Source organism: Pseudomonas sp. LRP2-20, assembly GCF_024349685.1.
In the GTDB taxonomy this organism is placed as follows: Bacteria; Pseudomonadota; Gammaproteobacteria; order Pseudomonadales; family Pseudomonadaceae; genus Aquipseudomonas.
In genome coordinates this window covers 3,296,041-3,314,666 of record NZ_AP025944.1, presented here as the reverse complement: position 1 = coordinate 3,314,666, position 18,626 = coordinate 3,296,041, and the positions used below count along the sequence as shown (strand labels likewise).

The window sequence follows — 18,626 nt, the reverse complement described above, 5'->3', positions numbered from 1 at the left end:
ACAGACCTGCCAGGAGGACCCGGTCATGAGCAGCACGCTCTTCATCCCGCCCGTCAATATCATGGGCATCGATTGCCTTGAAGAGGCCATGACGGCGATCGCCGGTTATGGCCTGCGCAAGGCGCTGATCGTCACTGACCAGGGCCTGGCCAAGGCCGGTATCGCCGCCCGCATCGGCCGCATGCTGGCCTTGCAGGATATCGACTCGGTGGTGTTCGACGGCGCCAAGCCCAACCCCAGTATCGCCAACGTCGAGGCCGGGCTTGCCCTGTTGCAGCGCGAGCGCTGCGACTGCGTGGTGTCGCTGGGCGGTGGCTCGCCCCATGACTGCGCCAAGGGCATTGCCCTGTGTGCCACCAATGGTGGGCATATCAGCGACTACGAGGGCGTGGACCGCTCGCGCAAGCCGCAGTTGCCGCTGATCGCCATCAACACCACGGCGGGCACGGCCAGTGAAATGACCCGTTTCTGCATCATCACCGACGAGGCCCGCCACGTGAAAATGGCCATCGTCGACCGCAACGTCACGCCGATTCTGTCGGTCAACGACCCGGCGCTGATGGTCGCCATGCCCAAGGGGCTGACAGCGGCCACCGGCATGGATGCCTTGACCCACGCCATCGAGGCCTATGTGTCGACGGCGGCCACGCCGATCACCGATGCCTGCGCGCTCAAGGCCATCAGCCTGATCAGCGAGAACCTGCGCCAGGCAGTGAACGACGGCAACGACCTGCAGGCGCGGGAGAACATGGCCTACGCGCAGTTCCTGGCCGGCATGGCGTTCAACAATGCTTCGCTGGGCTATGTGCACGCCATGGCGCACCAGTTGGGTGGTTACTACGACTTGCCCCACGGCGTGTGCAATGCCGTGCTGTTGCCACATGTGCAGCGTTTCAATGCCAAGGTCAGTTCTGCGCGCCTGCGCGATGTGGCCAAGGCCATGGGCATCAAGGTGTGTGGGCTAGATGCGGAGCAGGGCGCGGGGGCGGCGATTTCCGCCATCGAGCACCTGGCGGCGGCTGTGGGCATTCCGGCGGGGCTGGCGGAGCTGGGGGCCAAGCTCGAGGATGTCGGGATCTTGGCGGCGAATGCCTTGAAGGATGCCTGTGGGCTGACCAACCCACGGCCGGCCAGCCAGGATGAGATCGAGGGGATCTTCCGGGCTGCATTCTGATCGACAACGATGTGTGGCTGCACCGGCCTCTTCGCGGCTAAAGCCGCTCCCACAGGTAAAGCGCCCACTTCAGATTCAGCGCGGTCCCTGTGGGAGCGGCTTCAGCCGCGAAGCAGGCGACGCAGTGCTCAGCGCTCACGCATGAAGAACCCGGCCACATACTTGCGGAATGTCTCCAGGCTCTTGAAGTCGGCATAGCGCTTGAAGTTCTCGGCGTCGGGCTCCGGTCCGATCGGTTTCTCCAGCAGCGATACCGAGAGCACCCGGTCCTGATCCGAGGTCAGCACCAGCTCATCCATCACCTGGCCACCGATCACCGGTCGGCGCATCTGCACTTTCACGCCTTTGCTGGCCATCCAGTCGATCAGCGATACCAGCGCCTTGAGTGGTTCACGCTCTTCGTCGCGGTACACCGGGAACAGGTGCGCGCGCGACAGCACCGGCACGCTGGCCACGTGGATCAGTTCATAGAAGCTGCTGCCCGCCGTGGTCGGTGAGTACAAGGCCAGCGCCAGCAGCGGGCCTGACGTTCGGCTGCCGCCCCAGTACAGATGATGCCCCTGGAAATCGAAGCCATCTTCGCTGCGGTTGTTGAACAGCTTGCGCCCCTTGATCTGGTCGACGCAGTCCAGCATCAGGCCATGGCGGCGATGGTTGCCGAACACCGTGGCCTCGCGCAGGCGGGACTTGAGCATCAGCATGTGCTTCATGTCCAGGCGGGTTTCCAGGTAGTTGCCAGCCGGCACCCGTTCGAGCAACGGGTAACGGCTGGCCACACTGCGCAGCTCGGCGAACTGGCCGGTGAGGTCTTTCTTCAGGTGCGTGGCATACAGGTTCAGGCCGCTGGTTTCGATCCAGGTCAGCAGCAGCGACAGCAGGCGCTGCTGTTCGCGGCGCTCGTTGCCGTCGGCCACGCCAGTACCGGCATCGCTGGCACTGCGGTAATCACCGATCAGGCGCAGCGGGGTGTCGGGTGTCAGCCAGGCAGCGGGCGTTACGGGTTCATCCTCGCGTTCGCTGGCTTCACGCTCGTCCTTGGTGAACGGGCAGCCGGGCGCATGCTCGGCAGTGCCCGGGTTGTTCTTCAGGAACAGCGTGCCGGTGCTGCCGTTGAGGGTGACATTGAGCACCGGCAAGGCATCCTTGCGGCAATCGCAGGCCAGCCACTGGTTGGCACTGCGCACCTTCATCAGCAGCTGGTTGGCCTGCAGCAGGCGCGGCCCGGCGAGGCTGCCGGTGGCGAAACCGACAAGCAGTTCTTCTTCGGCCGGGGTCAGGCTGCGCACCTGCGCGGCGGTTTTGTCGATGATTCGCATGAGGCAGCTCCAAGCTACAAGCCTCAAGCTTCAGGCAAACGCGCCGCGCTTTCAACTCGTCGCTCAACTACCACTGAACATCTTGGCGGCGCGGGCGCGGATTTCGTCTGGGGTCAGGTCTTCCTTGTGGGTGGAGACGAACCAGATGTTGCCGAACGGGTCCTTCAAGGTGCCACTGCGGTCGCCGTAGAACTGATCCGTTACCGGGTGCAATTGGCTGCCGCCTGCCGCCAGGGCCTGGGCGTAGACCTTGTCGCAGTCTTCGACATACAGGTGCAGGCCGACGCCGGCACCGGCGAGTTTCTGGCTGGCGGTGAGGCCGCCTTCGCGGTCACAGGGGTCGCCGAGCATCAGTGAAGAATCACCGATGCGCAGTTCGGCGTGGCCGACGCTGCCGTCCGGGCCTTCGAGGCGGAACATCTCGGTGGCGCCAAAGGCCTGCTTGTAGAACTCGATGGCCTTGGCGGCGTTGTTGATGGCCAGGTACGGGGTGATGCTGTGCTGGCCATCGGGAATGGGTTTGGCTGCCATGGTCGACTCTCCTTTGCTTGGGGCGCCGGTTGGCGCCCTGTTGCCTTAGAGTCGTTTGCGCTGATGGAAAATCGACAGGGTTGCTAGATCTATTTCCTATAAGCGCAGCCGTCAGAAGATGTAGTCGGTGGTCAGGAAGGTCGATTGGCGGTTGCGGATGATCTCGCTGATCAGTTCCTTGTTGGCCTCCTGGAAGCGCGTCGCGACCAGGGTACGGATGGAGAACACGCGCAAGGCATCGTGCACCGACAGGGTGCCTTCGGCACTGTTCTTGCGACCGTTGAACGGGTAGGTGTCAGGGCCGCGCTGGCACTGGGCGTTGAGGTTGATGCGGCCGACCTGGTTGGCAAAGATGTCGACCAGGCTGCCGATGGTCGCAGGATCGTTGCCGAACAGGCTCAGCTGCTGGCCGTAGTCGGAATCGAGCACGTAGTCGATCACGGTCTGCAGGTCGCGATAAGGCACCACCGGCACCACCGGGCCGAACTGCTCCTCGTGGTAGACGCGCATGTCACGGTTCACCGGGTAGAGCAGGGCGGGGTAGAAGAACGAGCCGCGGCTCTGCCCACCGCCTTCGTTGAGTACCCGTGCGCCTTTGGCCGTGGCATCGGCCACCAGCTGGTCGAGGTAATCGACCTTGCCCTGTTCCGGCAGCGGCGTCAGTGCAACGCCTGGCTCCCAGGGCATGCCTGGCTTGAGCGCGGCGAGCTTGCGCTGGAACTTGTCGAGGAAGGGCTCGATCACGTCCTCATGGACGAACAGGATCTTCAGCGCCGTGCAGCGTTGGCCATTGAACGACAGCGCGCCGGTCACGGCCTCTTCCACGGCATTGTCCAGGTCCACCTGGGGCAGGACGATGCCGGGGTTCTTCGCGTCCAGGCCCAGGGCCGCGCGCAGCCGGTGCGGGCGGGGGTGCAGTTTCTTCAGATCGCTGGCCGCCTTGTGGGTGCCGATGAAGGCGAATACATCGACCTTACCGCTGGCCATCAGCGCGCTGACTGTTTCCCGGCCACGGCCATAGATGACGTTGATCACCCCCGGCGGGAAGCTGTCGCGGAACGCTTCGAGCAGTGGCCGGATCAGCAGCACGCCGAACTTGGCCGGCTTGAACACCACGGTGTTGCCCATGATCAGGGCCGGGATCAGCGTGGTGAAGGTTTCGTTCAGCGGGTAGTTGTAAGGGCCCATGCACAGCGCCACGCCCAACGGCGCACGGCGGATCTGGCCAAGGGTGCCTTGTTCGAGCTCGAAGCGGCTGGAGCGGCGGTCGAGGTCCTTGAGGGCGTTGATGGTGTCGACGATGTAGTCGCAGGTGCGGTCGAATTCCTTTTCCGAATCCTTGAGGTTCTTGCCGATCTCCCACATCAGCAGCTTGACCACGGCGGTACGCTGCTCACGCATGCGCGCCAGGAAGCGTTCCACATGCTGGATGCGTTCGGCTACGCGCATGTTCGGCCAGGCACCGCGGCCTTTGTCGTAGGCGTTGACTGCCGCGTCCAGGGCGGTGAGGGCGGTGTCGGCGTCGAGCAGCGGCGCGCTGCCGAGCACGACCTGGCGCTCGCCGTCCGCTTCCTTCAGCCAGACCGGGCTGCGCACCGTCGCCAGGGGCCCGTCCCAGCGCCTGAGTTCACCGTTCACCAGGTAGTCGCGTTGTTCCAGCGGGTTCCCGAGACGCCAGTGTTCGGGAATGTCGCCGGCGACAGGAAACAGCGAATCGAGCAGATGTTCCATGGATACTGCACCTCACGTGTCTGAGTAGGTGAAACGCTTCAGCTTCGAGCATGCACCCTGAGCGAGAAAAACACCAGTCTGGCTCAATTTTGCGCGCACCGCGCCGATACAGAGGCATTCGCGCACGCCTGCAGGCTTATGACCCCGTCCAATTCCCCGATGACCCACGAACAGATACCGACTACCGGCACGCTGCGCCGCGCCCTCCGCCGCCTGTTGCCGGTCGGGGTTTCCCTGGCCGGTATCGGCGTGTCCATGGTGCTGGGCCAGGTGGACATCCTGCGTCAGCATGGCCAGCAGGATGCGAGCCTGTTCCACTCGCCGCTGTTCTGGTTCGCCTTGACCTGCAGCGGCCTGCTCAGCCTGTTCATCGCGCAGATCAACCGCAAGCAGCGCCAGCTGCAGCAGCGTAATTTCGAATTGCAGCGTTCGCAGGCACAGCTGGAACGCCTGGCGCATTACGACACCATCACAGGTTTGCCGAACCGGGTGCTGTTCCAGCAGCAGTTGGCCGAAGCCACCGCCGGAGGCCATGGCCTGGCCGTGTTGCTGCTGGATATCGACGGTTTCAAGCAGGTCAACGACAGCCTGGGCCATGCCATGGGCGATCTGCTGCTGCAGCAGGCGACCGCGCGCTTTCTGCAGGAGCTCGACACTGGCGACCGGGTGTGCCGGCTGGGCGGCGATGAGTTCGTGTTCATGCTCCAGGGCACCCAGGGCCAGGTCAGCCATCAGCTGACCCAGCTGCTGCGTTGCCTGCAGCGGCCGTTTGACCTCAATGGCAATGCCGCGCTGGTGACGGGCAGCATCGGCCTGGCCTGGTGCCCACAACATGGTGCAGATGTGGGTAGCCTGTTGCGCCATGCCGACACCGCCATGTACGCGGCCAAGGAAGGTGGCCGCAACGCCTGGCGCCCCTATCACCCGGACATGACGGCACGGCTGCACCAGCGCCTGGAGCTGGAGCGCAACTTGCGCCGGGCGTTGCAGGATAACGAGTTCGAACTGTGGTACCAGCCGAAAATCGACCTGTTCAGCGGGCAGCTGGAAGGGGTCGAGGCCTTGCTGCGCTGGCGTGACCCGGAGCATGGTCTGATACCCCCTGGCGAATTCATCCCGCTTGCCGAGCGCAGCGGCCTGATAATCCCGCTGGGTGAGCGCGTGCTCGAACTGGCCTGTGCGCAGTTGGCCGCCTGGCGCGCCGCCGATTGCCTGCCGGGGCCCCTCGCGGTCAACGTGGCGGCGCTGCAGATCGAGCGCAGCGACTATGTCTCAAGCCTGGCCATGGCCCTGGAGCGCCATGGGCTGGCACCTAATCTGCTGGAAGTGGAAATCACCGAGAGCCTGCTGATGGAAAGCCAGCAACAGGCGTGCGCGGCGCTGGCCCAGCTGCAGGCCATGGGCGTGGCCACCGCGGTGGACGACTTTGGCACCGGCTATTCATCGCTGGCTTACCTGCGCGCGCTGCCCATCGACCACCTGAAGATCGACCGGGCGTTCATCAAGGACCTGCCGGATGACGACGATGCGGTGGCCATCGCCCGGGCGATCATCGACCTGGGGCATGCCCTGGGTTATCGCATCACCGCCGAAGGGATCGAGACCCAGCAGCAGTATGACTTTCTGCGCAATGCCGGGTGTGACCAAGGCCAGGGCTACCTGCTGGGGCGGCCGATGCCGGCCGCCGAGTTGCAGAAGTGGGTGGTGGGCAACCCGCTCAGGGCGCGCTTGCCCCGTTAGGTCGGGCGCTCGAGCACCAGGTTGAACAGCTCACGTGCCGGGCGCTCGAAGGCCTGTTGACGCAGTAGCGGGTTAACGTCGATCACGGTCAGGCGGCGCCAGAATTCCACAAGGGCCCGCCGCGGGCGGGAAGCGAAAGGTTCGAGGTCGAGCAGTTGCCTCAGGTCTCGTCGATACTGCAGCGGCAGGCGCTGCCAGAGCGCCTGTTCCCCGGGGCCGGTGCCCTCGAAAAATTCATCATAATCGCTGTTGTCCACCAGCAGGTCCACCTGATGCGCCGCGTTGTAGGCTTCGATTTCATCGAGCATGCGCGGGCTGAGCCATGGGCTTTCAAGGTGCATGGCCTGGGCGACCTGCTGCGGCACGTGAAAATTGGCAGGCAACTGTTGCAGCTGGTTATCGGCCAGGTCGATGGTCACGGGCGTGCGGGTGATACTTGCCAGTCCGCGCGGCAATTCGGTCAGTGAACAGTTGTCGAGGAACAGCGTGTACAGCCGCGTCAGCCGGCTCAGGTCGGGAGCGTGCAGCAGCGGGTTGCTCCCCATGTCCAGCACGCCCAGGTTGGTGAGTTGGTCGAGCATCTGCTGGGCGTTGTCATCCCAGGTAATGCGGTTGTGGTCGAGGTCCAGCCAGGCCAGTGCCTGGGGATTGGCCAGGCGAGGCAGGCGATTGAAGCGGCAATGACTCAGAAGCAGACGCTTGAGCCTGGGGAAGCGTTCGTAGAACTCGGCGGGTAATTGGCTCAAGTGGCGGTTGCCCTCGAGCGACACATGTTCAATGTGAGTGAAGTCGTCCGGCAGTGCCAGGCTGGCCAGGTCGCGGTCCTCCAGATCGAGGCGCGAAAGGTCAAGGCTGAAGATCATCGCATCGTGGCCCAGCGGCAGCCTGGACAGGCGTCGCCAGGCATTGATGATGCGAGCAACGGCCTCCTGGCGCCGATGAGGGTAGTGCGGGTCGGGGCGTGCCCATTCGCCGAGGTCGCGGCGCAGGGTCTCCAGGCGCCGCTCGAGGTTGCGCATCTCCAACGTGGGTGAGCGCCCTTGCAATCGCCAGTCTTCCATGACGCGGGCGAATTCCTGATCGGTTGCGGTGGGGTACAGGCGGCGGTAGCGCGTAGCCAGCGGGGTTTGCAGAAAGGGGCCGCTGGACACTGCTTTGCGGCCGCCTCGCAGCCCTGCGCGGGCAACCCGACGCCGTGCACCTGCGCCCCATAAATGTTGAAGCAGGTCACTGCGCCGTGGTTCGGTCCAGGCCAGCACGCGCTGACGCAGGGTGTTGCCATCGGTGGTCGAGAAACCCAGCGCCTTGCGATAGGCGCTTGGCAGTGCCTGTTCGATCGCCCGGCACAGGTCCTGATCCTGGGGCGCCGGGACGGGGCGCTCACCCAGGTCGGCCTCATAACCCTCGGCGGACTTGATGACCCGGCAGACCCTGCCGGCCATGCTGCTTCCGCTGCTGTCGAGCAGCGCGCCTTGGGGGCTGCCGGCGCGCAGCTCCAGGCGCAGGTCCGCAGGCCAGTCAGGCAGGTCATCGAGGCAGCTGAACAACAGCCGCTCGCTGTCGGTTGTCGCCTGCAGGGGCACCATCAACTCTTCCAGCGCGTTTACCAGCGGCCATTCGCGGTGACGCTGCAGCAGCTGTTGTGCGGCTTCGTCCAGGAGGGGCGCGACCTTGCGTGTTGCAATGCGCTTCAAGGTGCCGAGCAATAGCGCTGGAGCCGGTTGGCCTTCAAGGTGCACCTGGCGCAAGCTGGCTGCGTCGACACCGCAGATGCGCCCGGCCAACTCCAGTTGCTCCGGCGTATAGACTGCGTAAGCTTCGCCCAGACGTTTTGCCAGCACCGTGAACGGCCACTGCTGCGGCTGTTCATGGGCAGCGCGCCATGCGCCCTGACCGTTGTGCTCCAGCGGCGGCTGGTAAGCATCCGGTGCATCGGGATGGACAATTCGCCATTGCTGGATATCGGGGTCGAGACGTTGTTCGTAGAGATCACCTGCCATGCGTATGTAATGGCTGCCGTCATGCAGGTATTGGCCCTGCGCATCAGGTTGCAGCCCTTCTGGAAGTTGCCGGAGGCTGCGATAGGGTTTCAGGTCTGGTTGCCAGAGGCGGTAACGGCCGTCGCTGCTGCGCACTTCCTGCAGGTTCTCCAGCAAGGGGCTTTTGAACAGCTTCGGCACGATGCGGCCCGCCGTTCCCAGGACGCCGATCACGGCCAGGTTCAGGCCGACGCTTTCGAGGTGCTGCAAGGCCAACTGGCGGTCGCCTTGGTGCCAGGCTTCATAGCCTTCGTACACTTCACCCAGCAATTGGCAGGCGGTGACGGCCAACATCCAGGTGCCGATTGCCGGGATGAAGAAACCTGCCACGGTGAGCACGTCCAGCCCAAGACTTTTTGATAGTTCAATGCGTTTGGCGCGGGCCTCGGCGTCGGCGGTGGCAGTGGGCACCGCGAGGTGTTCGGCTTCGCTTTTCAGGCGGGCCAGGTGCAGGTCCTGATAGAAACCGAAGGGTTCGCCGCTGATGGCCTGGAGCTTGATGTGCAGGTTGGCCGGGTTGCTGCTGTCCAGGTTCTGTTGCAGCAGGTCGAGCAGGCGCGGCTGGTCAGCCTGGCTCAGGTAGGCCTGGAAGCGCTGACGGTTTTCTGGTTCCCGCAGCAGGGTTGCCAGCACCTGGTTGAGGGCATCCAGATCAGCGCAGGCGTGCAGGGCAGGGGTGTTGCCGGGCAAGTAGAGCAGCCAGCCGGCGTTGCCGGCATCGATCAGCATCACTTCGTAGAGCAAAATGCCGAACAGAGTCAGTTGCCAACACGGCACCGTGCCGTCTTGCAGCAGGTGGTCGATCTGATCGCGTGCCGGGCCGTTGAGTTCCTGGCGCAGGTAGCCCAGGTCCGCTGCCAGGCGCAAACGGTCATGTTGGACGGTAATGCCCTGGGTACGCACCTGGGGCGCAGTGAAACATCGCTGCAGGTGGGCCTGGTAAGCGCCTCCGAGGTCGAGTTCGCGGCAGGCCTGGGCAAATGCCTCGGGCGTGAGCGCCAGGCGCTCGACCTGATACTGCTCCGATGCCAGCTCAACTTGCGCGGTCGGCGTCTGCGGGCCAGTCACGACCCTGCCATGGACCGTGATGGGCGTCACATGGATGGCGTCGCTGAGGGCGATGGCGCTTTCGCGGGTGAACGTCTCGTCATCGGCAAAGTTCTGCAATGCGGCCTGCAGCACGTTGTCACGGCGGTGGCTGTAGAGGTAACCCAGCGCGCTCCAGCTCCAGCTGCGTTCGACGCGTAGCAGTTCGCTGCCGCGCAGCGGTGCCGTGAAGCCGAGTTCGGCCAGGCGTGCTTGCAGGATCGGTTCGGCGAACTCGGTGATCTGCTGCAGGCCTGCGAGCAGACGAGCCAGCCTGGCTTGCGAGCGCAGCAGGCGAGTATGGCTGGCCTGCACGGCTTCTCGCAGGTCAGGCGCGGCATTGTTGTACCAGTCCTGATCAAAGGCTTCGAGGCGCTGGCTCTGGCGCAGCGCTTGCCAATGTGCGGATGTGTTGTGGTGGGACCAGGCGGGCAGTTGCGTTGCGATCAGTTCTTCATGGGGCGAAACGGTAGTTGGATTGTCCATGCCGAGGCTCCTTCGGTGAAAGGCGCCATCAAGCAATATGGGCAAGCGCTTGCGGTGGTAGTGGAATAGCGCAAGTTGCAATGCCTTGATACACAGCTGATATATAGCAAAAGCAATACTTGAGGCGCCTGGGTGCGAGAAAAATTGGCGCCATTAATTACCGAGCAATACTGTCAAAATGCCGCTTGCCAAGCAGCGGACCTGCATCTTAAATTGTTACTTAATGCGAAGGCAGCATCCGAAGTTGATAGTATATAAATCAACGCGTTATGCAGGCTTTCAAGCTCCGCTCCATTGTTTTCCGATCAGCCCCGTTGACAACATCAAAGGACGTCGAAGAAGACATGAAAGAGAACTTGGCGGCTGTGGCGCGAAAAGTGATCTCGCCTTCCCTGCGCTACGAGATCCGGACTGTTTCAAGCAAGTTACGCGAGCTGCTGGCCCGTAACTGCTTCTGGCGCTGGGAAATCTCGCGTTTCCGGCTACAGCAGGCCAGCCCGTACGAAATCCTCTACATCGGCAGGAAGCAGCAGCGCGAAATGGCCAAGCTGCTGATTGGCGGCAAGGGCCAGCAGCAAGCAGCTGAAGCCGCCGATGGGGCTGCGCCAGCTTCGACCCGGCATGTTGTGCTGGTGAGCGAGATGCCCACGTCCGGTTCGTTGACGGTACCCCATTACCTGAGCGCTGTGGTGCCCTTGGGCCGTTCGCTCGAAGACATCACCGCCCGCTACGACAGCGAACTGCGCCGCAGCATTCGCAAGAACCGCCCGCTCTACCAGATGCGCCAGACGCTGGCCGATGACGAGATCGCCATGGCCGATCAACAATTTCTGCGGCCGTATGCCACTGCCCGACAGGGTATCCATGCGGCGCAGTTTCCAACCGACGAGGTGTTTCGGCTGGCCAAGGGGGTGGGGCGCCTCGATCTGATCACCTGCGGCGACGAGGTGATTGGCTGCCACCTGGGCTGCGAGATCACCCGCGACGGCAAACGCTACTGGAGCACCCTGCGTTTCGGCTATTGCGAAGCGGTGTTCTCAGACCCGAAAAGGCTGCGCGAGGTCAACTCGATCACCACCTTCATGGCCCTCGAATGGGCCTTGGCCAACGGTTACGACTACTACGATATCGGCCTTTGCCTGGCCCGGCCGGACGACGGCCTGCTGAAGTGGAAGCGCCGGCGCGGCGGTGATATCGATGCCTTGGGCAACCACGCCTATATGTTCATCCGCCTGCCCCGCACAGGTACTGCACAGTTCCTTTGGGACACACCCTTGTTTGCCATCGAGGGCGACAAATTGACGCTTCACCTGGGGCTGCCGGAAGGGCCAAGCGATGATGAGGTCGCCAGCCGCTACCACGAGATGGTGTTCGGTGGGTTGCACAAGATCTACCTCTATGGCGCCAGCAGTAGCGCCGAGTCATTCCTGCAGACGCTGCGCAGCCGTTATGCCACCGTGCAGTCCCCGCCCATGATGGAAAGGGTCGTCGTTTCCAGCTGAACCGCCTGCAAGGCAAGCCTGGAGTGCGTGCCTTGCATCAGGCCAGAGACCTGTCACATCGGGAGGGGCGCTTCATGGGTAGCGGCATTTCGAATTTCAGTGGCTCTAAGGCCGCCAGCCAGCACACCTGGACCCTGGCGGCCTACCGGCACATCGCGAGAAAGCGGCTGGCGCGCAAGGCAGACATCGATATCAAATGCATCGCCGAGAAGTCCTGGGATATCGCCCCTGGAGAAACCACGGTATCGCCACCGGCCTTCTATCTGCCTAATCAGCTGGAGCGAGTGACGGGCTGGGAGGCCAAGCGCTTTTATCCCTATGTGCATCCCGCCCGTACCATGGAAGGCGGGATCAGGGTCGAGCAAGGCCCCACTCGCGGCTACCTGCTCAAGGATGTCTGGCTGATCGACGGCGCCTTGTACAAAGGCAGCGCCAGCCACTGGTTGTCATTGAAGCCGAGCCGCTTCCCAGGCGTTGCGGTGGACCATGAAATCGACCGTGGGGCCATCTATTGCACCCAGAATGGCAATACCTGGTTCGGCACCTGGCTGATGGAAGACTGCCCGACCTACGCCCTGGCCTGCGACGAAGGCGTGCCGGTGACCACTGCGCCGTCGGCCCGTTACCCGCTGTTCACTCAAGGGCCGGCGTATGAACGTTGGCTGGGCATGCAGCCGTTGCGCACGCGAGGCGCATTCTTCCATGAACTGGTGCTGTTCGATGACCTCAGCAACAACCGCAGCCGGTACGCACGCTACCGCGCCATGGGTGACAAGTTGCTGTCGCACGTCGACCCGGCGCCCCACCCCGGGGTGTTCATCCTGCGCGGCAGCGATGGCGACTTGCGCCTGATGCGCAATGAGCTGGAAGTTGCCGCGCACCTGCAGAAATACCGCGGCTTTCGCATCATCGACCCGATGAAAACGGATGTGCCAGGCATCGTCGCTGCCTGCGCGGGGGCCAGGACAGTGATTGGGGTCGAGGGCAGTCAGCTGGTGCATGGCGTCAATGTATTGCAGCCTGGCGGCTCGATACTGGCCCTGCAGCCACCAAACCGGTTCGTGAGCTATTACAAATACCTGACGGATCGCGATCACCAGCACTTCGGTTTCGTCGTCGGGATGCCCCAAGGCGAAGGCTTCACCATCGATATCGATGAAGTGGAGCGAACGCTTGATCTGTTCCCTTATTGATCCCGATGTGCCGGCAATCCACTGCCAGGCTGCGCGCCGCCATGCAGCCTCGGCAGGGCGTCGAATCCAGCAGATTCATGCTGACGGCATTTTGACGAAGCCAGCCGTATCCCATTGAGATTTATTATGGTGTCGGATCATTGACGTAATGTCATTGTGCCCATAAGCTCAAATCAACAGCGATCCAGTCTTCCGCCAAATCAATAACAACTTTCCTCTTTGCAGGAGGCGTCTATGCGCTCGACTCTGCTCATCAAGTCTTTCTTCTTGTTGGTATTGTTGACTGGTGCAGCGCGAGCGGCTGACTCTTATCTGACCGAAAATACCATTGTTCCGCTGTCCACGGCGGGGTGGTTGTTTGCGTCTGCCGTGATCGGTTTTATCGCGGTGGCCGGTAGAAAGAAGATCTAAGTTGTTCCCGCTTTATCGCGATGCCAATGCCTTGACGCTAAAGTGTGGATGTTTACGTTTTTCCGGGTGGCCCATGCTTGTGAATTTTACAGCTGTTGCTATATTCCAGTAGCCAGCGTCCTCGGCGCGAACAGCGGCAAAAAAGCAGGCAGGGCGGCATCGCGGTAAAGGGCCTCCAGGATGGGTGGGGCCGTCGCAGCATTCAAGCAAGCTGCGAAGCGGAGCGAGAGGTTCGTCGTTGTACTCATTCAGTGCTCTTAACCTGGGCCGACTGGCCGGAGGGATCCCTCATGGTACGTTTGCTGATGTCCGTTCTCTGCGCCCTGGTGGCCTGGTCTGGTACCGCCGCTGCCGACTCTCCCTCTTCTGCCTACCTGTTAAGCCCCGGTGACAAAGTCATGATCTCGGTCTGGCAGGAAGACACCCTGCGTCAGGAAACCGTGGTCCTTCCCGATGGCAGTATCACCTTCCCGCTGGCGGGTCGGGTGGATGTCGCAGGCCTCGAAGCCACCGCCGTGGCGAAAAAGATCGAGACCGCGCTGAAGCCTTATCTGGCCCAGCCGAATGTCAGCGTGGTGGTCACCAGCACCGCTGGCAATCTGGTGTATGTTCAAGGCAAAGTGATCAAGCCCGGCCCGGTACCGATGGCAGGCCCTACGGCGGTGCTTCAGGCCCTGAGCATGTCGGGCGGAATGGACAAATTCGCCGACGAAAGCGCCATCAAGGTCATTCGCGGCCAAAAGGTCATGCCGGTGCGTTACAAGGATCTGGTTTCTGGGCGTGACATGTCCACTAACTTCCAACTTCAGGCTGGCGATACGCTGGTCGTACCCTGACTCTCCTAATAACTAAGAACGACTTGTGCCTATCAATAAAACGACGAGTGTTGTAACGGCAATCATGATGATGCCGTTCTCCGGAATGGTTGATGCCGCCAGCTGGCAGTCTTCAGTCGAGGTTCCCACGACTGTCGAGTACGACAGCAACCCATTGCTCCTGACGTCCAAGGAGAAAGGTGTGACGCGTACCATCATTGCGCCTGATTACACCCTGGTAGGTCAGTTCGATCGCGATCAGTTGCGCATGGGCGTGGGCATGCATGTGCTTCGCTCATCCGACCGCTCGGTGATGGATGACCGTGAAGACCCCAACCTCAGCCTGGGCTGGCAGCGCGAAACCGAAAGCGGCGGTTTTGGCTTGCTGGCGCAATACGATGAGAGCTCGACGCTTTCGGGTGCGGTGCAGGATACCGGCGTGGTGACCACCACCGATGGCACCCAGAAGATGTCCAGGCTTTCGGGCAACTGGAGCAGCGCGGTAACCGAGCGCAGCACCTTGGCCAACGAACTTCGTTACTCCCATGCCAGTTACGACATCAGCACGCTGACCGGTTACGACGAGTACGCCAACGACTTCACCTGGACCTACGCCTGGAGCGAGCGCACCGACATCATTACCGGTTTCGAAGCCCGGCGTTACGAGCCCGATGACACCACCGCGGCGGTCGCCACCAATAGCTACGTCCCCAGCATTGGCGTCAAGTATCAGTTCTCCGACAGCCTGGTCGGCGCCATGCATGTTGGCGTCAACCAGACTGACGGTACCGGTACCCAGCGCCGTGGTGAAGGCGGCGCATCGCTGACTTACCGCGGTTCGCGCACCGAGGCCAGTTTCAGTGCCGACCGCAGCACGATGTCCAACGCCCAGGGCGGTGCTGCCGAGATGGACATGGTGCGTGGCAGCTGGAGCTACCTGCTCACTGAAACCACCCGGGTCGGTGCAGATGCCTGGTGGCAGGACAGCAAAGGGCAGAACCCCAACACCCTGCAGACCTACAGCGTCTGGGCCAGCCGAGCGTTTTCGCCGGCCTGGGACCTGCGGTTTTCGTTGCTGTACAAGGAGCGCCAACAGGATGGCCTGCCCGATGCCGACGCTACCATCGCTGGCTTGACGCTGACGTATAGATACCCCGACATCTGATTATCGGATTGGTGGCCACTATGAAATCTGAGTACGAGCTTTCTATCAAAGATTACATCGCCATCATCAAGGATCGTGCCTTGCTGCTGGGGATCGTCATAGTGGTCGTGCTGGCGGCGACCATCGGCGTGGCAATCAGCGTGCCGCCGATCTATCAGTCGACCGGGACCATTCTGGTGGAGTCGCAACAGATCTCTCCGGACCTGGTCTCGGCCGGCAACAACACCTTTGCCGATGAGCGTATCGAGGTCATCCGCCAGCGGGTGATGACCCGCGAGAACCTGATGCGGATCATCGACAAGTACAACCTGTTTGCCGACCGTGGCAGCCGCTTCAGCGAAACCGACAAGGTCGAGCAGATGCGCAGTGCGATCGTGGTCGCCACGCTCAGCACCTACGTCAAGGGACGCGGCGAGGCCACCGTGGCCTTCACCGTTTCCTATGAAGACAAGCGCGCGGACGTGGCCAAGGAGGTGGCCGACGAACTGGTGTCGCTGTTCCTCAACGAGAACATGAAGCAGCGCACCGAGCGCGCCACCGAAACCACCGAATTCCTCTCACAGGAAGCCGACAAGCTCGGCGCCGAACTGGCCGACCTGGAAAACAAGCTGGCGGACTTCAAGCAGGCGCATTCCAATGCCTTGCCTGAAAACCAGCAGTTGCGCATGAGCATGTTGTCGCGCTCGGAACTTGAGTTCCGTGAGGTGGACCGTGACTACAAGGCTGCGCAGGAAGAACTGCGTTATCTGGAGCTGGAACTGGCGGCGGCCAATTCCGGCGTGCCGACTCAGGCGGCCAATGGCAGGGCCGTTGCCCCAGACCCTCAGGATCTGCCTGGGTTGAAGGCCGAGTACGCCCGACTGCTGACCAAATACACCGAAGCGCATCCGGACGTGGTGGCGATCAAGCGCAAGATCGACGCGCTCAAGGCATCGGATAACCAGGGCATTGCCGCAGCAGCCGGCGGCAACCTCGACGCCGCGCGCGTACGGACCAAGATGGCTGCTGCGCAGTCGCGCATCGCCTCGCTGGCCGATCAGAAGCGCCAGCTGACCACCAAGATGGAAGGCTACGAGGCTGACATCCTCGAGGCGCCGCAAGTCGAGCGCGGCTTGGTGACGCTGCTGCGTGACCATGACAACGCACGCAAGAAATACGAAGAAATCCGCAACAAGCAGATGGGCGCGAAGATCACCGAAAGCCTCGAGCAGGAAAACAAGGCCGAGCGCTTCGTGCTGCTGGAGCCGCCGCTGATGCCGGAGAAACCGGTCAAGCCCAACCGCAAGAAAATCGTCGCCCTCGGCCTGGTCCTGGCACCGGCCGCTGGCGGTGGCCTGGTGATGCTGCTGGAAATGCTCAATCAGCGCGTGCGCGGTGTCGGTGCCCTGGAAAGCGTGTTGGGCCGGCGTGTGCTGGTGGCGGTGCCGTACATCTCGACCAACGCGGAAAAGGCCAGGCGCAAGAAGCTGCTGTCGATGATGATCGGTGCTGGTTTGCTGCTGGTAGCTATCCTGTTGGTGGTCGTCCATATGTTCTACATGCCTTTGGACCTCCTGCTTTTCAAAGCTATGGCTCGGTTTGAATAGGGAGCGCAGCGATGGACAGAATTACGCCGGCTGTTGGTAAGAACATTCACCAGGTTTCGCCTGCCACGTCCGAGACGGCGCAGGTACCTTCGGTAATGGACAAGCCCGGGGAGCTCGGGCAATTCGATTACATTCAGACCAAGGTGGTGCCGCTGAGTGCGGAACACCTGGAGCGTAACCGGATCGTCTCCTTCAACAAGAACTCGAACATGAGCGGGGCGATCGACCTGCTGCGTACCCAGGTGCTGCAGGCCATGGAGGACAATGGCTGGCGCACGCTGGCGATCACCTCGCCAACGCCCGAGGCGGGCAAGACGGTGCTGGCCGTCAACCTGGCCATGAGCATCGCTCACCACACCAACAAGACCGCCTTGCTGGTGGACTTCGACCTGCGCCGCCCCAGGGTTGGTCGCACCCTCGGCTTGCCGATGGATAAAGCCCTGAACGATGTGCTCAATGGCAAGGCCTGGCTCGAAGAGGCGCTGGTCAACCCGACGCTGCCGCGCTTTGTCGTGCTGCCGACGCGCGAGCCGGTACCGATGTCCACCGAGGTACTGTCGTCGCCCAAGGTGAACACCCTGATCGGCGAGCTGCGCGACCGCTATGACTCGCGGATCTGCATTTTCGACCTGCCGCCACTGCTGAGTTCGGATGACGCGATCACCGTGCTGCCGAAGTTCGACTGCGTGCTGCTGGTGGTGGCCAATGGCATGAACAGCAAGAAGGACATCGAAGATTGCCTGTATCACCTGGCGTCTTCGAATTTGCTAGGGGCGGTGTTGAACAAGGCGGATGAGCAACCGCGGACCTACTACTGAGGGTTGGCCTCTTCGCGTCGAGCCGGCGCGAAGGGGTTGGCTGTCACTTCCAGGGGTACTTCAGCTCCCACTCCCACGCATGACGGACGATCTCGTCCAGTGAGGTGAGCATGGGCTGCCAGCCCAGTATGCTTCTGGCCTTTGCCGCATCCGCCACCAGCCGGGGCGGGTCACCGGCGCGTCGTGGAGCCTCGTTGACAGCGATCTGTCGCCCGGTCACCGCGCGCGCTGTCTCGACCACTTCCTGCACTGAAAAGCCCAGCCCGTTGCCCAGGTTGAACGCCGTGGTCGCACCACCCGCCAACAGGTACTCCACTGCCAGCGCGTGCGCCGAAGCCAGGTCGGCAACGTGGATATAGTCGCGGATGCAGGTGCCGTCCGCGGTGTCGTAGTCATGGCCGAACACGGTCACCGCTTCGCGCCGCTCGGAGGCCGCCTGCAGGATCAGTGGAATCAGGTGGGTTTCCGGCTCATGGCATTCACCCAGCTCGCCTTGCGGGTCAGCACCGGCCGCGTTGAAGTAACGCAAACTCACCGAACGTAACCCATACGCCCGGTCGAAGTCTTCGAGCATCTGTTCAACCATCCACTTGCTGCGCCCGTAAGGGTTGATCGGCACCTTCGGGTGGAGTTCATCGATGGGAACGTACTGGGGGTCGCCATACACGGCGGCACTGGAGGAGAAGATCAGCCGCTTGATGCCTGCCCGCACCATGGCCTCGAGCAGGCTCAGGGTCGCGCAGACGTTGTTCAGGTAATACTTGTCGGGGTCTGCCACCGACTCACCGACCTGGATGAACGAGGCGAAATGGAATACCGCATCGAAGTGATAGTCGCTGAACAGGGCGTCCAGCGCGTGGCCGTCGGCGATGTCCAGGCATACCCATTCGATGCCGGATGCCGGCGCCTGAAGGTCCGCCACCACCACCTCGTGGCCGGCACGCAGCAGGTGCTTGACCATGTGTGAGCCGATATAACCTGCACCACCGACAACCAAGTACTTCATCCAATCCTCCTGGAACAGACGCAGCGT

14 protein-coding genes are annotated in these 18,626 nt (G+C 62.4%); 9 read left to right on the top strand and 5 right to left on the bottom strand.

What is annotated here, in order from left to right; translation table 11 throughout:
• Positions 1 to 25 precede the first annotated feature (25 nt).
• Positions 26 to 1,174 (top strand): L-threonine dehydrogenase, encoded by a 1,149-nt coding sequence (yiaY, locus tag OCX61_RS14790; protein WP_261940163.1) that lies wholly within the window; start codon positions 26 to 28, stop codon positions 1,172 to 1,174.
• A 128-nt stretch (positions 1,175 to 1,302) separates the two neighbouring features.
• Here the strand turns inward: yiaY and OCX61_RS14785 are convergent, their stop codons facing one another.
• The 3 genes from OCX61_RS14785 to OCX61_RS14775 all read right to left on the bottom strand — a co-directional run bounded on the left by OCX61_RS14785 (position 1,303) and on the right by OCX61_RS14775 (position 4,752).
• Positions 1,303 to 2,490, bottom strand: coding sequence for a DUF8534 domain-containing protein (locus OCX61_RS14785; protein ID WP_261940162.1), 1,188 nt, complete (start codon positions 2,488 to 2,490; stop codon positions 1,303 to 1,305).
• 63 nt (positions 2,491 to 2,553) lie between these two features.
• Complete coding sequence (locus tag OCX61_RS14780) at positions 2,554 to 3,021, bottom strand: VOC family protein (RefSeq protein ID WP_261940161.1); 468 nt, start codon at positions 3,019 to 3,021, stop codon at positions 2,554 to 2,556.
• A 111-nt stretch (positions 3,022 to 3,132) separates the two neighbouring features.
• Positions 3,133 to 4,752 carry an NADP-dependent glyceraldehyde-3-phosphate dehydrogenase gene (locus OCX61_RS14775; RefSeq protein WP_261940160.1) on the bottom strand — a complete coding sequence of 540 codons (1,620 nt, stop codon included), beginning with the start codon at positions 4,750 to 4,752 and terminating at the stop codon, positions 3,133 to 3,135.
• 138 nt (positions 4,753 to 4,890) lie between these two features.
• Here OCX61_RS14775 and OCX61_RS14770 point away from each other — a divergent pair, with 138 nt between their 5' ends.
• Positions 4,891 to 6,492, top strand: a complete 1,602-nt coding sequence (locus OCX61_RS14770; protein WP_261940159.1) for a putative bifunctional diguanylate cyclase/phosphodiesterase — start codon at positions 4,891 to 4,893, stop codon at positions 6,490 to 6,492.
• On the opposite strand, the gene OCX61_RS14765 is transcribed toward OCX61_RS14770, so the two are convergent.
• Positions 6,489 to 10,103: a dermonecrotic toxin domain-containing protein gene (locus OCX61_RS14765; protein ID WP_261940158.1), complete on the bottom strand. Its 3,615-nt coding sequence runs from the start codon at positions 10,101 to 10,103 to the stop codon at positions 6,489 to 6,491. The two genes, OCX61_RS14770 and OCX61_RS14765, sit on opposite strands and share 4 nt — an antisense overlap.
• Positions 10,104 to 10,447: 344 nt before the next feature.
• Between OCX61_RS14765 and OCX61_RS14760 the strand changes: the two genes are divergently transcribed.
• From OCX61_RS14760 to OCX61_RS14730, 7 genes are all read left to right on the top strand, one after another.
• Positions 10,448 to 11,605, top strand: coding sequence for a GNAT family N-acetyltransferase (locus OCX61_RS14760; RefSeq protein WP_261940157.1), 1,158 nt, complete (start codon positions 10,448 to 10,450; stop codon positions 11,603 to 11,605).
• Between the two features lie 74 nt (positions 11,606 to 11,679).
• Complete coding sequence (locus OCX61_RS14755) at positions 11,680 to 12,798, top strand: glycosyltransferase family 61 protein (protein ID WP_261940156.1); 1,119 nt, start codon at positions 11,680 to 11,682, stop codon at positions 12,796 to 12,798.
• Between the two features lie 234 nt (positions 12,799 to 13,032).
• Positions 13,033 to 13,209: an EPS-associated small membrane protein EppA gene (gene eppA, locus OCX61_RS14750; protein ID WP_261940155.1), complete on the top strand. Its 177-nt coding sequence runs from the start codon at positions 13,033 to 13,035 to the stop codon at positions 13,207 to 13,209.
• 290 nt (positions 13,210 to 13,499) lie between these two features.
• A complete protein-coding gene (locus OCX61_RS14745) occupies positions 13,500 to 14,045 on the top strand; it encodes a polysaccharide biosynthesis/export family protein (protein WP_261940154.1) in 546 nt (181 codons plus the stop codon).
• 25 nt (positions 14,046 to 14,070) lie between these two features.
• Positions 14,071 to 15,189, top strand: a complete 1,119-nt coding sequence (locus OCX61_RS14740) for a hypothetical protein (protein WP_261940153.1) — start codon at positions 14,071 to 14,073, stop codon at positions 15,187 to 15,189.
• A gap of 20 nt (positions 15,190 to 15,209) precedes the next feature.
• Positions 15,210 to 16,775: a GumC family protein gene (locus OCX61_RS14735; RefSeq protein WP_261940152.1), complete on the top strand. Its 1,566-nt coding sequence runs from the start codon at positions 15,210 to 15,212 to the stop codon at positions 16,773 to 16,775.
• Positions 16,776 to 16,786: 11 nt separating this feature from the next.
• The gene (locus OCX61_RS14730; protein ID WP_261940151.1) at positions 16,787 to 17,593 is read left to right on the top strand and encodes a CpsD/CapB family tyrosine-protein kinase; all 807 of its coding nucleotides are present in this window, start codon (positions 16,787 to 16,789) and stop codon (positions 17,591 to 17,593) included.
• 43 nt (positions 17,594 to 17,636) lie between these two features.
• On the opposite strand, the gene galE is transcribed toward OCX61_RS14730, so the two are convergent.
• Entirely contained in the window at positions 17,637 to 18,599 is a 963-nt protein-coding gene (galE, locus tag OCX61_RS14725; protein WP_261940150.1) for a UDP-glucose 4-epimerase GalE, read from the bottom strand.
• Positions 18,600 to 18,626 lie beyond the last annotated feature (27 nt).

Bases quoted from the DNA above. Each gene is read 5' to 3' on its own strand.
- yiaY (WP_261940163.1), top strand. From the start codon at position 26: ATGAGCAGCACGCTCTTCATCCCGCCCGTCAATATCATGGGCATCGAT.
- OCX61_RS14785 (WP_261940162.1), bottom strand. From the start codon at position 2,490: ATGCGAATCATCGACAAAACCGCCGCGCAGGTGCGCAGCCTGACCCCG.
- OCX61_RS14780 (WP_261940161.1), bottom strand. From the start codon at position 3,021: ATGGCAGCCAAACCCATTCCCGATGGCCAGCACAGCATCACCCCGTAC.
- OCX61_RS14775 (WP_261940160.1), bottom strand. From the start codon at position 4,752: ATGGAACATCTGCTCGATTCGCTGTTTCCTGTCGCCGGCGACATTCCC.
- OCX61_RS14770 (WP_261940159.1), top strand. From the start codon at position 4,891: ATGACCCCGTCCAATTCCCCGATGACCCACGAACAGATACCGACTACC.
- OCX61_RS14765 (WP_261940158.1), bottom strand. From the start codon at position 10,103: ATGGACAATCCAACTACCGTTTCGCCCCATGAAGAACTGATCGCAACG.
- OCX61_RS14760 (WP_261940157.1), top strand. From the start codon at position 10,448: ATGAAAGAGAACTTGGCGGCTGTGGCGCGAAAAGTGATCTCGCCTTCC.
- OCX61_RS14755 (WP_261940156.1), top strand. From the start codon at position 11,680: ATGGGTAGCGGCATTTCGAATTTCAGTGGCTCTAAGGCCGCCAGCCAG.
- eppA (WP_261940155.1), top strand. From the start codon at position 13,033: ATGCGCTCGACTCTGCTCATCAAGTCTTTCTTCTTGTTGGTATTGTTG.
- OCX61_RS14745 (WP_261940154.1), top strand. From the start codon at position 13,500: ATGGTACGTTTGCTGATGTCCGTTCTCTGCGCCCTGGTGGCCTGGTCT.
- OCX61_RS14735 (WP_261940152.1), top strand. From the start codon at position 15,210: ATGAAATCTGAGTACGAGCTTTCTATCAAAGATTACATCGCCATCATC.
- OCX61_RS14730 (WP_261940151.1), top strand. From the start codon at position 16,787: ATGGACAGAATTACGCCGGCTGTTGGTAAGAACATTCACCAGGTTTCG.
- galE (WP_261940150.1), bottom strand. From the start codon at position 18,599: ATGAAGTACTTGGTTGTCGGTGGTGCAGGTTATATCGGCTCACACATG.